Origin of the sequence: Microbacterium sp. T2.11-28 (assembly GCF_950097975.1) — a bacterium.
Lineage (GTDB): Bacteria > Actinomycetota > Actinomycetes > Actinomycetales > Microbacteriaceae > Microbacterium.
This window is the reverse complement of sequence record NZ_CATNHF010000004.1, coordinates 47034-60453: the sequence shown is the minus strand read 5'-3', so window position 1 is coordinate 60453 and position 13420 is coordinate 47034. Positions and strand designations below refer to the sequence as shown.

The 13420-nt window shown below is 73.7% G+C and carries 16 protein-coding genes; 5 read left to right on the top strand and 11 right to left on the bottom strand.

Annotation, left to right across the window (positions count from 1 at the left end; translation table 11 throughout):
* The 3 genes from QQZ13_RS05975 to QQZ13_RS05965 all read right to left on the bottom strand — a co-directional run.
* Positions 1-2013: SMC family ATPase (locus tag QQZ13_RS05975; protein ID WP_284528178.1), on the bottom strand; the 2013-nt coding region annotated here is incomplete at its 3' end.
* Positions 2010-3167 carry an exonuclease SbcCD subunit D gene (locus QQZ13_RS05970; RefSeq protein ID WP_284528177.1) on the bottom strand — a complete coding sequence of 386 codons (1158 nt, stop codon included), beginning with the start codon at positions 3165-3167 and terminating at the stop codon, positions 2010-2012. The genes QQZ13_RS05975 and QQZ13_RS05970, both read right to left, overlap by 4 nt.
* Positions 3168-3257: 90 nt before the next feature.
* The gene (locus QQZ13_RS05965; RefSeq protein ID WP_284528176.1) at positions 3258-3572 is read right to left on the bottom strand and encodes a DUF2277 domain-containing protein; all 315 of its coding nucleotides are present in this window, start codon (positions 3570-3572) and stop codon (positions 3258-3260) included.
* Positions 3573-3630: 58 nt separating this feature from the next.
* Between QQZ13_RS05965 and QQZ13_RS05960 the strand changes: the two genes are divergently transcribed.
* Complete coding sequence (locus QQZ13_RS05960; protein ID WP_284528175.1) at positions 3631-4446, top strand: alpha/beta fold hydrolase; 816 nt, start codon at positions 3631-3633, stop codon at positions 4444-4446.
* A gap of 19 nt (positions 4447-4465) precedes the next feature.
* Here QQZ13_RS05960 and QQZ13_RS05955 read toward each other — a convergent pair whose 3' ends face one another.
* The 4 genes from QQZ13_RS05955 to QQZ13_RS05940 all read right to left on the bottom strand — a co-directional run bounded on the left by QQZ13_RS05955 (position 4466) and on the right by QQZ13_RS05940 (position 6127).
* On the bottom strand, positions 4466-4843 hold the full coding sequence (locus QQZ13_RS05955) for a hypothetical protein (protein ID WP_284528174.1): 378 nt from the start codon (positions 4841-4843) through the stop codon (positions 4466-4468).
* Entirely contained in the window at positions 4840-5115 is a 276-nt protein-coding gene (locus QQZ13_RS05950; RefSeq protein WP_284528173.1) for a hypothetical protein, read from the bottom strand. Before QQZ13_RS05950 ends, QQZ13_RS05955 begins: the two co-directional genes overlap by 4 nt.
* 143 nt (positions 5116-5258) lie before the next feature.
* The gene (locus tag QQZ13_RS05945; protein WP_284528172.1) at positions 5259-5552 is read right to left on the bottom strand and encodes a GNAT family N-acetyltransferase; all 294 of its coding nucleotides are present in this window, start codon (positions 5550-5552) and stop codon (positions 5259-5261) included.
* Positions 5549-6127, bottom strand: coding sequence for a toxin (locus QQZ13_RS05940; protein ID WP_284528171.1), 579 nt, complete (start codon positions 6125-6127; stop codon positions 5549-5551). Before QQZ13_RS05940 ends, QQZ13_RS05945 begins: the two co-directional genes overlap by 4 nt.
* Before the next feature lie 426 nt (positions 6128-6553).
* Here QQZ13_RS05940 and QQZ13_RS05935 point away from each other — a divergent pair, with 426 nt between their 5' ends.
* The 3 genes from QQZ13_RS05935 to QQZ13_RS05925 are packed head-to-tail and all read left to right on the top strand — an operon-like array spanning position 6554 to position 8559.
* A complete protein-coding gene (locus QQZ13_RS05935) occupies positions 6554-7258 on the top strand; it encodes a winged helix-turn-helix domain-containing protein (RefSeq protein WP_284528170.1) in 705 nt (234 codons plus the stop codon).
* Between the two features lie 46 nt (positions 7259-7304).
* On the top strand, positions 7305-8294 hold the full coding sequence (locus tag QQZ13_RS05930; protein WP_284528169.1) for a DNA-3-methyladenine glycosylase: 990 nt from the start codon (positions 7305-7307) through the stop codon (positions 8292-8294).
* 46 nt (positions 8295-8340) lie between these two features.
* Positions 8341-8559: a hypothetical protein gene (locus tag QQZ13_RS05925; protein WP_284528168.1), complete on the top strand. Its 219-nt coding sequence runs from the start codon at positions 8341-8343 to the stop codon at positions 8557-8559.
* A 103-nt stretch (positions 8560-8662) separates the two neighbouring features.
* Here QQZ13_RS05925 and QQZ13_RS05920 read toward each other — a convergent pair whose 3' ends face one another.
* Together QQZ13_RS05920 and QQZ13_RS05915 are read right to left on the bottom strand one after the other, a co-directional pair.
* A complete protein-coding gene (locus QQZ13_RS05920) occupies positions 8663-8860 on the bottom strand; it encodes a hypothetical protein (protein ID WP_284528167.1) in 198 nt (65 codons plus the stop codon).
* 117 nt (positions 8861-8977) lie between these two features.
* Positions 8978-9808, bottom strand: coding sequence for an aldo/keto reductase (locus QQZ13_RS05915; RefSeq protein ID WP_284528166.1), 831 nt, complete (start codon positions 9806-9808; stop codon positions 8978-8980).
* 305 nt (positions 9809-10113) lie between these two features.
* Here QQZ13_RS05915 and QQZ13_RS05910 point away from each other — a divergent pair, with 305 nt between their 5' ends.
* Positions 10114-11283: an RtcB family protein gene (locus QQZ13_RS05910; protein ID WP_284528165.1), complete on the top strand. Its 1170-nt coding sequence runs from the start codon at positions 10114-10116 to the stop codon at positions 11281-11283.
* A 12-nt stretch (positions 11284-11295) separates the two neighbouring features.
* Here the strand turns inward: QQZ13_RS05910 and QQZ13_RS05905 are convergent, their stop codons facing one another.
* Both QQZ13_RS05905 and aztD read right to left on the bottom strand, forming a co-directional pair.
* Positions 11296-12102, bottom strand: a complete 807-nt coding sequence (locus QQZ13_RS05905) for a Cof-type HAD-IIB family hydrolase (protein WP_284528164.1) — start codon at positions 12100-12102, stop codon at positions 11296-11298.
* Between the two features lie 114 nt (positions 12103-12216).
* Positions 12217-13398, bottom strand: a complete 1182-nt coding sequence (aztD, locus tag QQZ13_RS05900; RefSeq protein WP_284528163.1) for a zinc metallochaperone AztD — start codon at positions 13396-13398, stop codon at positions 12217-12219.
* Positions 13399-13420 lie beyond the last annotated feature (22 nt).

Sequence of the window (13420 nt, the reverse complement as noted above, 5' to 3'; positions counted from 1 at the left end):
GCGCGCTTGGTCGGGGCGGGCGCGTCCGGCGGCGTTGCGGCGGGCGACCGAGGCGTGGTCGCCGCGGGCGGCGTCGACCTGGGCGCGGAGGGCGGCCAGGGTCGCCCGCTCGGCCGCGACGCGCTGGGTGTCGGTGCTCACGCGCGCGGCCAGGCTCTCGCGCTCCTTCGCCGCGAGGGCGGCCAGCTCATCGAGTTCGGCGCGCTGCGCCTCGAGCGACACCACTGCGCGCTCCGCCGCGGCGGCGGCCGTCACCTCGGCCTCGGCCTCCTCGAGCCGCGCGGCGAGGTCACCGGGCTCGCCTCCTGCCGCGCGTGCGGCGACGACGGACAGCGCGTCGCGGAGCTCACGGGCGACGGCGCCGGCACGGCGCTCGGCCTCCGCCTCCCGGTCGCGGAGCGCTTCGGCCGCGGCGAGATCCTCGTCGGTCACCGGGTCCGGCGCCGCGTCGGCGGGGCGCGGGTGGGACGTCGATCCGCAGACGGCGCACGGTTCGCCGTCGACGAGTCCCGCCGCCAGCTCGCCCGCGTGACCGGCGAGCCGGCGCTGCAGGAGGGTCGTCACCGCCGCGGTCGCTGCGGCCGACGCCGCGTTGGCCCGGACGTACGCCGCTTCCGCCTCGTCGGCCTGCGGCGACAGCGTCGCGACCTCGCGCGCGGCGGCGAGCCGGTCGGCGACGGCGTCCCTCTCGGCGACGAGGTCGGGCCGGCGCACGGCCTGGGCCCGGGCGGCCACGAGGGCGGAGTCGATCCGCTCCCTCTCGGCGGGGACGAGCGCCTGCTGCGCGTCGAGCTCGGCCAGCTGCGCCGTGCCGTCCGCGACGGCGCGCTCCAGGGCGGCGAGTGCGCGCTCCCCCTCGTGCAGGTCCGTCTCGGCCGACGCGGCGGCCGACCACAGCGCCAGGTCGCCGGTGAGCCCGTCGATCACCGCCGCGAGGTCGTCGTCGTCACGGCCGCCCGCGGCGCTCCATGCCCGCCCGGTCTCGTCGGCGGCCTTCGCCGCGTCCGCCCGCTCCGCCTCGGTGCGGTGCGCGGCCTCCACGGGGGCGCGGAGCGCCTCGGCGGCGCGCGCCCGCGCCAGGCGCGCCCTCTCCTCGTCGATGCGGGGCGCCTCGGCCTCCCGCGCGGTCAGCTCCTCCCTCGCCGCGGCGAGCTGCGCGAGCCGCTCCGCCTGCGCGGTCGCCTCGGCCAGGGCCGCCTCGGACTCGGTGAGGGCCGCCTGGGCCCGGGCGCGATCGTGCACTCGGGTGTCGAGGCGGTACTGGGCGCGCTGGAGCGCGGTCGACGCCTCGGCGCGGCGGCCGGTGAGGTCGACAGCGCGCTCCTCGTCGCCGCCGAGGGCGTGCTGGTCGATGAGCTGCTCGGCGACCTCGAGCAGGGTGCGGGCGTGCTCGCCCGCCGTATCCACGGCCTTCTGCGCGTCCCGCCGGCGCATCTCGAGCTCGTCGCGGTAGCTCTCGAAGCGCCGCGTGCCGAACAGCGTCCGCAGGAGCGTCTGACGTTCGCCGGCGGTGGCGAGCAGGAAGCGCGAGAACCGGTTCTGCGCGAGGAGGATCACCTGCTGGAACTGCTGGGCGTTGAGCCCCAGGATCTCGTCGAGCAGCAGGCCGACCTCTCGCGGCTTGGCCGCCTGCCCGACCCAGACGTCGCCGACGAGCTCTTCCAGCTCCGCCCGTGGGGGCTCGGTCGTCATCCCCCCGCCGCGCTTGGCGGGGCGGTCGTACTCGGGCGCGCGGGTGACGCGCAGGCGCCGGTCGCCCGCGGTGAACTCCAGGCGCACCTCGGTCGGGTCGCCGAGGAAGCTGTGGTCGGAGCGCAACCGCCGCTCACCGCCCTCGTAGCGCGGCACGGTGCCGTAGAGGGCGAAGCTCACCCCGTCGAGGATGCTCGACTTGCCCGCTCCGGTGCGCCCCGAGATGAGGAAGACCCCGTCGCCGTCGAACGCGTCGAAGTCGACGCTCTGATGCTCGCGGAACGGTCCGAAGCCCGTCACGTCGAGGCGGTGCAGCTTCACGCCGACGCCTCCACGCGCACCCGCTCGGCCAGGACGTCGTCGATGAGCTCCTGCTCGCGCTCGCTCGGGCCCGCGCCCTCTCGCACGTGCTGCAGGAAGGCGGTGACCAGCTCGCGGTCGCTCCGCGCCGAGCGGACCCGCTCGACATAGGTGCGGCCGCTCGCCTCGGCGGTGCGGGCGGGGGTGTGCACCACCTTCGCGCAGAACGGGAAACGCGCCTGCAGCCGGCGCAGCGGGTCGCGCTGCGGGAGGTCGTCGGTGTACTCCGCGCAGACCCAGGCCTGCTCGTCGTCGGCGAAGCGCGCGTCGGCGAGCAGCTCGTCGAGCGGGCCGGTGAGCGTGACGACCCGCCGCGGGATCGGAAGGGCGACCCAGGTGACCTCGGCCAGTCCTTCGGCGTCGAGATCGACGAGCCACGAGCCGCGCGGCTTGTGGCCCTCGCCGAAGCTGTAGTGCAGGGGCGCCCCCGCGTAACGGATGTGCGGGGCGAGCTGCTGGCGGCCGTGGATGTGGCCGAGCGCGACGTAGTCGACCCCGTCGAAGGCGGCGAGGGGGACGACGTCGAGTCCGCCCTGCTGGATGTCGCGCTCGAGCAGCGGCGTGGGCTCGACTCCCGCGGCGAAGCAGTGCGCGACGGCCACCGACCGCGCGCCCGGCGCCTGCCGGGAGGCCAGGTTCGCGCGGACGAGGTCCATGGCGTGGGAGAGCGCCGCCTCCTGCGTGCGGATGCCGGGCCAGACGTGCCGCAGCAGAGCCGGCTCGAGGAACGGGATGCCGTAGATGTGCACCGGCCCGTGCGCGTCGTCGATCGTGATGGGCGTGCCGACGGCCAGTGGGTCGGTGAGCACGTGGATGCCGTCGCGCAGCAGCGCCGCCTGGAAGCCGAGCCGCGCCGCCGAGTCGTGGTTGCCGCTCGTGACGACGACGCGGGCGCCGCTCTCGCGGATGCCCCGCAGCGTGTCGGACAGCAGGGTGTAGCAGTCGGCGGCCGGGGCGGCGGAGTCGAACACGTCGCCCGCGACGATCACCACGTCGACCGCGTGCTCGCGGACCTGGGCGATCAGCGCGTCGAGCACGCCGCGCAGCGCATCGAGCGTGGAGTGACCGTGGAAGGTCCGCCCGATGTGCCAGTCGGAGGTGTGCAGGATGCGCATGATCCCACGGTAGAAGTCACCCCCGACATCGTGGTCGAGGCCCGCCGTCGCGCACCGGACTGCCCTCCCGCCGCGCGGCGGACGGTCCGGTCACGACGCCGCGCGCGCCGCCTTCTTCTGCTCCTGGAAGGCCCGCAGCGCCTCGTACCTGTCGGCCGAGCGCGCCTGCCGCTTGGCCGCCTCCTCCTCGCGGTTCTTCGGGGGCGCCGGAGAGACGAGATCGTCGAGCAGGTGCCGGGTGGCATGGGCGATCTCGTCGACGGCGCGGTCGAACGCGGCCTGGTTCGCCTTGGCGGGCTTGGTCATCCCGCTGATCTTGCGCACGAACTGCAGCGCGGCGTCACGGCACTCGTCATCGGTCGCAGCGGGCTCGAAGTTGTGGAGCGGAACGATGTTGCGGCACATGCCCCCACGGTACGACGGTGCGGACGCGGGCGACAGTGCCCGCCGATACGCTCGAGGGATGGGTGACGGGGATCCGCTGGAGAGCATCGCCGACGCCGTCGACACCGCGATCGACGAGCTCACGGGCGGGCCCACCGACGACGGCGACATCGAGCGCTTCACGGCGGCCGGCATGACCCTCCTCGCCGAGGCGCGCGGCGCGGAGGACGCGGCGGCAACGTTCGTGCTGCTGCACGGCATCGGAATGGGGCGGAAGGTGTTCGCCGATCTGGCGCGCCGGCTCCATCCCCACGGCCGCGTGATCGCGATCGACCAGCCCGGCTACGGCGAGGCGCCCGAGCCCCCGCGCACGCCGACCATCGAGCGCAGCGCCGACCTGATCGGCGCCTACCTGCGGAAGATCGACCGCGGTCCGGTCGTGCTCATCGGCCACTCCATGGGAACGCAGGTCGCCGCCGAGGTCGCGGTGCGCCATCCCGCCACCGTCTCCCACCTGGTGCTGGTGGCGCCGACCGTCGACCGGCACCACCGGACGGCGGGGGCGCAGCTGGGCCGCCTGGCCGTCGACCTCCTCGACGAGAGCCCGAAGGTGCTGCTGCTGGGCGCGCGCGAGTACGTCCGCGCCGGGCCGCACCTCGGCCGCAAGGTGCGGGCGATGCTCACGCACCGGCCCGAGGAGTCCTACCCGCGCGTCGCCGCTCCCACCCTGGTCGTCCGGGGCGGCCGGGACCGCGTCTCGACGCGGGAGTGGTGCGACGAGGTCACCCGCGCGATCCCCGGGGCGCTCGGCGTCGAGATCCCGGGCCACGGGCACGAGACGCTCATCCGCGATGCGGGCCCCGCCGCCGAGGAGATCCTCCGCTTCCTCGGCTGAACGGCGTCGCGACTCGGGATCAGGAGCCGGCGATGTCGCGCGCCAGCGCCGTGACCTCGTCGTCGGCCACCGTGATGCCGACGTCGGACAGCCGCCGGCGCAGCGACTTCTCGACGATCTCGAGGCTCTCGCCGCCGACGTCCGCGCGCACCTGCTGCACGACCCCGCCGAGACGCTGCATGTCGGTCGCGGCGTTCTGCGCCAGAGCGGGGCCGTCCTGTGTGGCCTCGCCCGGCGCGCCCGCCGCCGCGCGGGCCTCGTCGTCCTCGTGCGCGTCGGGCTCGTGTGCGACGGCACCGCCGACGCCGGCATCGCCGCGCTGCTCGAGGTCCGCGTCCTTGGCCGAGTCGGGGTAGTTGGCGCCCGGCTCGTCGAACTCGTTGCGCGTGCCGCTCATCGATCGGCCTGCTCGTCGGTGAGGAGGTCGGGATCGAGGCCCTGCTGGATCTCGGCGCTCTCGACGTACGGGTCCGAGGCCCGGCTGTCGCCGTCGGAGAGATCGCCGTCGGGGGCGGGGGCCGCGGGGGTCGTCGACGTCTCCTCGTCGGGAGCCTCCTCCTGCACGGCCGCCAGGGCGTCGGCGCCGGACTCGGCGTCGACGGGTCCGGTGCTGCTCCAGCCGCCGGCCGGCTCGGCGTCGACGATGTCGTCGGGTACGTCTCGGGTCATGACTCCTCCTGGTGTCTGCCGCGTGGGCTTCCCGAGCGAGGATCCGCTCCGGGTCATCCCATGCTGCGACGCGCGGCGGACCACCGGCGAGGGGATTGACGGCTCCCCGGGTCGGCGGTAGGCGCGGTAGCGGCGGAGGGCGGTCAGCCTCGTCGGGCCAGCACGGCGGCGCGGTCGGGGTGCGCCGCGAACCAGTCGGCCGCGTACCAGCACACCGGCTGGACGACGCGGTCGCCCCTGGTCTCGAGCTCGGCGACGGCCCGGTCGACGACCTCGGCGGCGAAGCCCTTCCCTCGATAGGTCGGCACCGTGTAGACCCGCGTCATGGCGAGGGTCGTGCCGTCGTCCCGGTAATCGATGACGCTCACGAGGTCGTCGCCGCGGTGCAGGGTGTAGCGCGACGCATCCGTCTCGTTCGCGAAGCGGAGTTCGGTCATGACTCCACGCTACGCCCGTCCGCCGACAGGGCGGCGAGCCACGCGTCGACCTCCCGCTGCCCGCGCAGGCGCACGATCGGCATGCCCGCCGCGAGCCGCTCCTCCATGCGCTCACGCATCACCGGATGGTTGGTCCACGCCCAGCGCACGATGTTCTCCTCGGGCGCCCACCGCAGCCACGACGAGACCCGTTCGCGATTGCCGTGCCAGAGCTCCTCTCGCCGCAGGCCCCGGCGCAGCGTGCGGCCGACGACCCGGCGCATGACGAGCCCACGCGGATGGTCCAGCCACACGACGGCGTCGGCGCCGCCCGGGGTCCCCGGGTCGAGCAGGCCGTCCAGGCGGGAGGTCCAGTTGCCCTCGACGACCCAGCCCTCCGGGTGGGCGGCGACGAACGCCCGCACGATCGCGCGGGCCTCCTCGAGGTCGCGGTAGGTCCACCCCTCGGCCCAGAACACGGCGTCGAGCTCCAGCAGCGGAAGAGCCCTCGCGCGGGCCACGGCCCGTGCCAGCCGGGACTTGCCCGACCCCGAGGTGCCCACGATGCGCAGCCGGGTCGGGGTGTCGTCGGTCATCACTGAGCAATCTGTCACATTGCGTCATCTTGCGGCGACGACATCCGGGCGGTTTGACACATCCGGACACGCTTCGTCATAATCAAGCCCATGACTGACAACGCACGCATTCTGTCCGCCCGGGAGGCGAACGGATCTGCCGGCATCATGATGCCGCGCGTTGCCATGTGTTGCCGAATGTGTTGATCACCGCGACGTCGTCACCGACACGGTGACTCCCGCCGGGTGCTTCCGCCTCCGCCCTGTTCTCCGGTCTGATCCAGGCCATCGCAGGTCTCATCCAGGACGCGGCTCCACCCCACGAGCGTCGGCCCACCGCCCACGATGCGGTGCCGATCCGCTCGCACACCGGCCGCCGAGGCCGATCGCAGCACGCCGAACCCGTTCCAGGCACATCGCCCGGGTTCCTCTCGAAGGACATCTCCCATGTCGAACACCGCTCTTCTGACCCAGCCCGCCGCCCGTCACCTCCGCGCCGTCGAGGACATCGCGCCCGCCGCCCCGCCGGCCGCCCGCCCCGTTCCGGCCGGCACCGCACCGCGCGGCTTCGCGCTCTACGTCGGCATCGACGAGGTCAAGGCCGCCGCCGACGGCGTCTCGCTCTCGACGCTGGTCGAGGCGCTGCGGCGCACGCTGTCCGAGCTCGCTCCCCACGCCGAGACCTACGCCACGGTGGCCCTTGCGCCGGCCGGAGCCGGCGGCCGCGACGTCGACGTCGTGCGCCTCGCGCTCCACGAGCCGAGCGCGATCGCCCGCACCAAGCAGGACCAGCCCGAGGACGACCACGTCCCGGGCGGCGTGACGATCGACATCTCGCGCCGTCGCGTCCACATCGACGGCGAGGCCGCCGCGCTCACCTTCAAGGAGTTCGAGCTGCTGCAGTACCTCGTGCTGCGCGAGGGCCGCACGATCGAGCGCACCGAGCTCGTGGCGTCGCTGTGGAACCACGCCGACGGCGAGGAGGCTCCCGGCGAGCGCACGATCGACGTGCACGTGCGACGGCTCCGCTCCAAGCTCGGCCGCTACGAGGACATCGTGCGCACGGTGCGGGGCATCGGCTACCGCTTCGACCGCCACGCCGACGTCGTGATCCGGTACGGCCACGGCACCCCGTCGCCCGACCGCTTCTGAGTCCGTCCCCGCCGCGATGTCGGTGGCCGTCACGTACAGTGACGGCATGACGACGGTCGCGCACGGGCCCAGCGCGCAGGGTTCCAGGGCGCACGGGCCCAGCGCGGACCAGGCGCGCGCTTCGCACGAGCGCCCGCTCGAGACCGAGTTCCGGCCGGCGACGCCGATCGACGCCGGTCGCGCGGTCGCCTTCCAGCAGCGCGGCGCCCACGACCCGTCCCAGACCACCGCCGGCGGCGTCATCTGGCGCGCCAGCCGCACGCCCGAGGGCGTCGCGACGCTCGCGATCCGCGCCACCCGGCACGGCGTGCGCGCCGCCGCGTGGGGCCCCGGCCGTGCGTGGGCGCTCGATCAGCTGCCCCGGCTCTGCGGCGCCGACGACGACCCCGCCGGCTTCGACGGCTCCCCCCACCCGCTCATCGCCGAGACGCATCGCCGGCATCCGACGCTCCGCCTGGGCCGCACCGACCTCGTCTTCGACGCCCTCGCCAGCGCGATCTTCGAGCAGAAGGTCACCGGCCTCCAGGCCTTCGGCGCCTGGCGGGCCATCCTCACCCGTCACGGCGAGCGCGCACCCGGGCCGACGCCGAAGCCGATGTTCGCGCCGCCGGCGGACTGGCAGCGCATCCCGAGCTGGTCCTGGCACCGCGCCGGTCTCGAGCCTCCGCAGGCGCGGACGGTCACCGCGGTCGCCGCGCGACGGGCCTCCATCGAGCGCGCGGCCGATGCCGCCCTCGACGGCGACACCCGCGACCGCGTCTTCACGAGCCTGCGCGGCGTGGGGCTGTGGACGAGTGCCGAGACGCGCATCCGTGCATACGGCGATCCGGATGCCGTGAGCGTCGGCGACTATCACGTCGCCCACGAGGTCGGCTACGCGCTCACCGGCCACCGCGTCGACGACGACGGCATGCTCGAACTCCTCGAGCCGTGGCGCGGGCAGCGCCAGCGCGTGATCCGTCTCATCGGGCTGAGCGGGGTCCACGAGCCGCGTCGCGGGCCGCGGCTGAGCCCCGAGGACCACCGGGGCCGCTGACGGCCATCCGGTGCCGACCCGTCCGGCCTGCGCCTAGGCTGGCGGCATGAGTGCGCGCGGATGGCCGAAGGGCCGGCTCGGCTGGATCGCCGGCACGGTGGCGCTGCTCGTGCTCGGCGTGGTCGTCGGTCTCGTCCTGGGCAGCGTCTGGCTCGGTCTTGCCCTCGCCGCGATCATCTCGATCGGGTGGCTGATGGCCTACGAGTCCTGGCGCGGCCGCACTCCCGACCTCGACGACCCGTGGGACGACGGCGCGAAGCTCTGACCGCCGCTCGCACGACGAGCAGGTGGCACTCGTTGTCGCCACGTCCGTTCCGAAGTGGCAGCTTGCGTCACCTTCTCGTCGTGTGGAGCGGGTCGCCGGCGGGTCAGGCCGGGGCGCCCTCGTCCTCTTCGGGCTCGAACGTCGAGACCTCGCCGGTGTGGCCGGCGGCGACGCCGTCGGGGTCGGGCGGGATCGTGCCGTCCTCGCCCAGCCCGCCGGGCTTCTCGGTCACCTCGGTGTCGTCGCTGTCGGTGGCATCGGCGGCATCAGCGGCATCGTGCGCGTGCGCGTCACTGGTCATGATCGCTCCTCTCCGCAGCCGACGTGGCCGCGTGTGGTCACGCTAACCCGACGCACCTCGGGCGCCATGCCCCTTGACCGCCGGAGGGCCAGCGGGTACCGCGCGGAGGGGCGGCGCTCACATCTCCTCGTGGGTGTCGGGGTCGCCGTCCCACAGCCGCCCGCGCTCGAGCCCGCTGATCGCGGAGACCTCGGCGTCGGTCAGCGTGAAGCCGAACACGTCCGCGTTCTCGATCTGGCGCGCCGGGTCGGCCGACTTGGGGATGGGCGTCGCGCCCAGCTGGGTGTGCCACCGGAGCACCGCCTGGGTGGGCGTGACCCCGTGGGCGGCGGCGACCTCGGCGACGACCTGCTCCGAGAGGAGCTCGCTGCGGCGGGCGAGCGGGCTCCAGCTCTCGGTGCGGATGCCGTGCTCGGCATGGAACGCGCGCAGGGCCTCCTGCGGGAAGTACGGGTGGAGCTCGACCTGGTTGACGGCCGGCACGACACCGGTCTCGTCGATGAGCCGCGTCAGCATCTCCTCGGTGAAGTTCGAGACGCCCACCGATCCCACGCGACCCTCGTCGCGCAGCGCGATCATCGCGCGGAACGTGTCGACCCACTTGCCGACGCTCGGGTTCGGCCAGTGGATGAGATACAGGTCGATGCGGTCGAGGCCCAGCCGCTCCAGGGAGCCCTGCGCACTGCGCACCGTCTCGTCGAAGCCGTGGTCGCGCCCGGGCACCTTCGTGGTGACCAGGAGCTCGTCGCGGATGCCGGAGCGGCGCACGGCCTCCCCCACCTCCGACTCGTTCTCGTAGTTGACCGCGGAGTCGAGGAGGCGGTAGCCGCTCTCGATGGCCGCCACCATCGCCTCGACCCCCTCCGTGCCGCGCAGGTTGTACGTGCCGAGGCCGAGCTCGGGGAAGGCGGTGCCGTCGTTCAGGGTGACCGTGGGAATCGTGACCATGCCCCCACGCTACGCCCGGCGCGGGACGCAGGCCCGCGCTTGACCCCGGCCGGCGCCTCCGCTAGCGTGGCGAGGCTGTGCCGACCGGCACGGCATCCCATCGGAGGACGACGTGAACGCTCATCTGCGTGAACTCCCGCAGCGGAACCTGGCCCAGCCCAGCTTCCGCTACGAGTCGTACCCTCCGGCGCGCGCCGTCTGACACCGTTACCGTCACACGCCCCGCACCGCACAGGTCCGGGGCGTTTTCCGTGTGTCCTCTCCGCACGGGGCATCCCCGGACCTCTCCACGAAGGAAAGGAACCATGGAGAAGCTCACGAACAGGCTGCTGTCGTGGGCGAGCCTCATCGACGAGAAGACCGTCAAGCAGGCCCGCACCTCGTCGCGCATGCCGTTCATCCATCCGCATCTGGCGCTCATGCCCGACGCGCACCTCGGCAAGGGGGCGACCGTGGGGTCGGTGATCCCGACCCTCGGCGCCATCATGCCGGCGGCCGTCGGCGTGGACATCGGCTGCGGCATGATCGCCGTCCGCACGCAGTTCACGAAGGCGCAGCTGCTCGCTCGCGACCTCACGGCGCTGCGGGAGCAGATCGAGCGCGCCATCCCGCTGTCGGCAGGGCGCGACAATCGCAAGATCGTCGCAACGGCCGAGCCGCGGATCGCCGAGCTGGAGGGGCTCGCCGAGAAGAACGAGTTCGATCCCGCCCGCTACGCCGGGCACTGGCGCAACCAGCTCGGTTCGCTCGGATCGGGCAACCACTTCATCGAGGTGTCCGTCGACGAGACGGACGCCGTGTGGATGTTCCTCCATTCCGGTTCGCGGGGTGTCGGCAACAAGATCGCCACGCACCACATCGCCGTCGCGCAGCGGCTCGCGAAGCAGTGGTGGATCGAGCTGCCCGACCCCGACCTCGCGTACCTCGTCGAGGGCACTGAGGAGTTCCGCCGGTACATCCGGGAGCTGCGGTGGGCCCAGCACTTCGCCCTCCTCAACCGGGAGGAGATGATGGACCGGGTCGCCCGCCAGCTGTCGGAGACGATGGGCGAGGACGTGCAGGAGCTCGAGCGGATCAACTGCCACCACAACTTCACCGAGAGCGAGAAGCACTTCGGCAAGCAGGTGTGGGTGTCCCGGAAGGGTGCGATCCAGGCCGACCTCGGCCGGCCCGGACTCATCCCGGGGTCGATGGGCACGGCGTCGTACGTCGTGTCGGGGCTCGGCAACCCGCTGTCGCTGAACTCGTCGCCGCACGGCGCCGGGCGGGAGTACTCGCGGTCGGCGGCGCGGCGGACGTTCACGCACGACCAGCTGCGGCAGGCGATGGCCGGCATCGAGTTCCGCGACACCGACGCGTTCATCGACGAGATCCCGGCGGCGTACAAGCCGATCGACCGGGTGATGGCCGATGCGGCCGACCTCGTGGAGGTGCGGCACACGCTCCGTCAGCTGGTGAACGTGAAGGGCGACTGAGGCTCCGGCCGGTCAGCCCAGCAGCCGCTCGATGACGGTGAGGACGCCCGCCTCGGCGTGGGACGGGGCCCGGTGACGGGCCACCGCCACCACGTCGGGGTGGGCGCCCTCCATCGCGTACGAGTGCTCGGCGGCCTGCAGCATCTGGACGTCGTTGAGGTAGTCGCCGAACGCCGCCGTCTGCGCCGGGGTCACCCCGAGCGCGGCCTGGAGCGCGCGCAGGGCCACGCCCTTGTCGACGCCCTGGTTCATGACGTCGACCCAGTGCATGCCCGACACGACCACCTGATGGGTGTCCCGGAGGTCTGCCAGGCGCGGGGCGCTGTGGGTCTCCCCGCCGCCGAAGTCGTACACGGCGATCTTGACGATGCGGTCGTCGACGGCGAGGAGGTCGCCGACCACCTCGAGCGCGCGATAGTACTTCGCGGCCTCCGCGACGAAGACGGGGTCGGTGTCCTCGATGTAGGCCGACCGCGTGCCGCAGAGCACGACGCCCAGCCGCATCCCTTCCGCGTCCAGCGCCCGCAGGCGCGCGACGACGGACGCCGTGAACTCCGGGTCGAGCCGGTCGGAGCTCACCTCGCCCTCGCCGCGGACGACGTGCGCGCCGTTCTCGGCGATGTAGTCGAGCTCCACCTCGGCGTCGGCGAACATCTCCCGCAGCGTCGCGTACTGCCGTCCGCTCGCAGGCGCGAACACGATGCCGCGGGCGTGCAGGCGGCGCAGGAGCGGCCACAGCCCCGCGGGGATCGTCCCGTCGGGGAGCAGGAGCGTCCCGTCCATGTCGACGGCGATGAGACGGATGTCCGGTGAGGTCACACCCCATCCTCCCCCCACCCGCGCCCACCCCGCCGCGCGAAGGTGGCGCATCCGGTCGGAATGCGCGCCGCAGACCGACCGGATGCGCCACATTCGTGCGCGCGCCGGGGGGGGTTAGTCCACGGCGACGATCTCGTTCGGGGTGACGGGGAGGTCGGCGGCGGCGGTCACGGCGCCCGTGGCGGCGTCGAGGGCGACGATCCGCCGCTGCGCCGCGTCGGTGACGTACACCGTGCCGCCCGCGACGGCGATCGCGGGGTGCGCGTCCTGCCACTCGGCGGGGCTCTCCCACGCCTCGATCGCCTCGTGCGAGGCGGTGACCTCGCCGGAGGCGGGATCGACGACGTGCACCCGGCCGTCCGATCCGAGCAGCAGCGCGTCGCCGTCCTCGCCGCGCACGACGCCCCGCCACGTGTACGAGACGCCGGCGGGGAGGTCGACGACGTCGAGGGTCAGCGCCTCGGTGTCCACCAGCGCGAGCCGGTGCAGCAGGTACCCCTCGGCGTCCGGGTCGTCCTTGTAGTCCATCACCACGAGCGGGCTGTCCTCGGAGACGTAGGCGTTGCCGATGCGGCCGAACGCGTCGGGCGACGTCAGCTTGGTGATGGTGCCGTCGCGGTAGACGAGGGCGCCGTCCTCGCAGCCGACGACGACGGCCTCTCCGGCCGCGGTGCCCTCGCCGTGGACGCCGGGGCAGTCCGCGCTGGCGGCGATCTCCGCGCCGTCGGCGCCGGTGACGCGGATGCCGCTGCGGGAGTCCGCATCGCCCACCGTGGTCAGCAGCGCGCCGTCCGACAGCACGACCGACACGCCGTGGTGCGCCTCGACGCCCTCGATGACCTCGGCCTCGGGGAGCTCGTCGCCGGCATCGGCGAGGGCAGCGGTCTCGAAGACGGTGGTGTCGCTCGTCGCGTCGTCGTACAGCACCGTCTTGCCGGCGTGACGGACGACGTGGCCGGCAGCGCCCGCCGGGACCACGAGGTCGGTGAGCTTCGCCTCCCGCAGGTCGAGGAGCTCGAAGCCGCGCGACGTCGTCACGAACGCGTGACGGTCGTCGCCCGCCAGGTTGAGGCGGACGAAGTCCTCGGACGGCTCATCGGCGATCACGCCGAGGGTCTCGCCGTCGAGCACGAGCACACCGCCCTCGTACGCGACGGCGACGCGGGGGCCGTCGACGGCGGCGGCGGGATCGGGCGCCGGGTCGGACGGGGGTCCCGATGGGGAGGGAGTGGCGCAGCCCGCGAGGGCGAGCGCGGCGATCGCGGCTCCTGCGGTCAGCAGCAGGGGTCGTTTCATGGTTTTCCTTTCTGGATGGCGG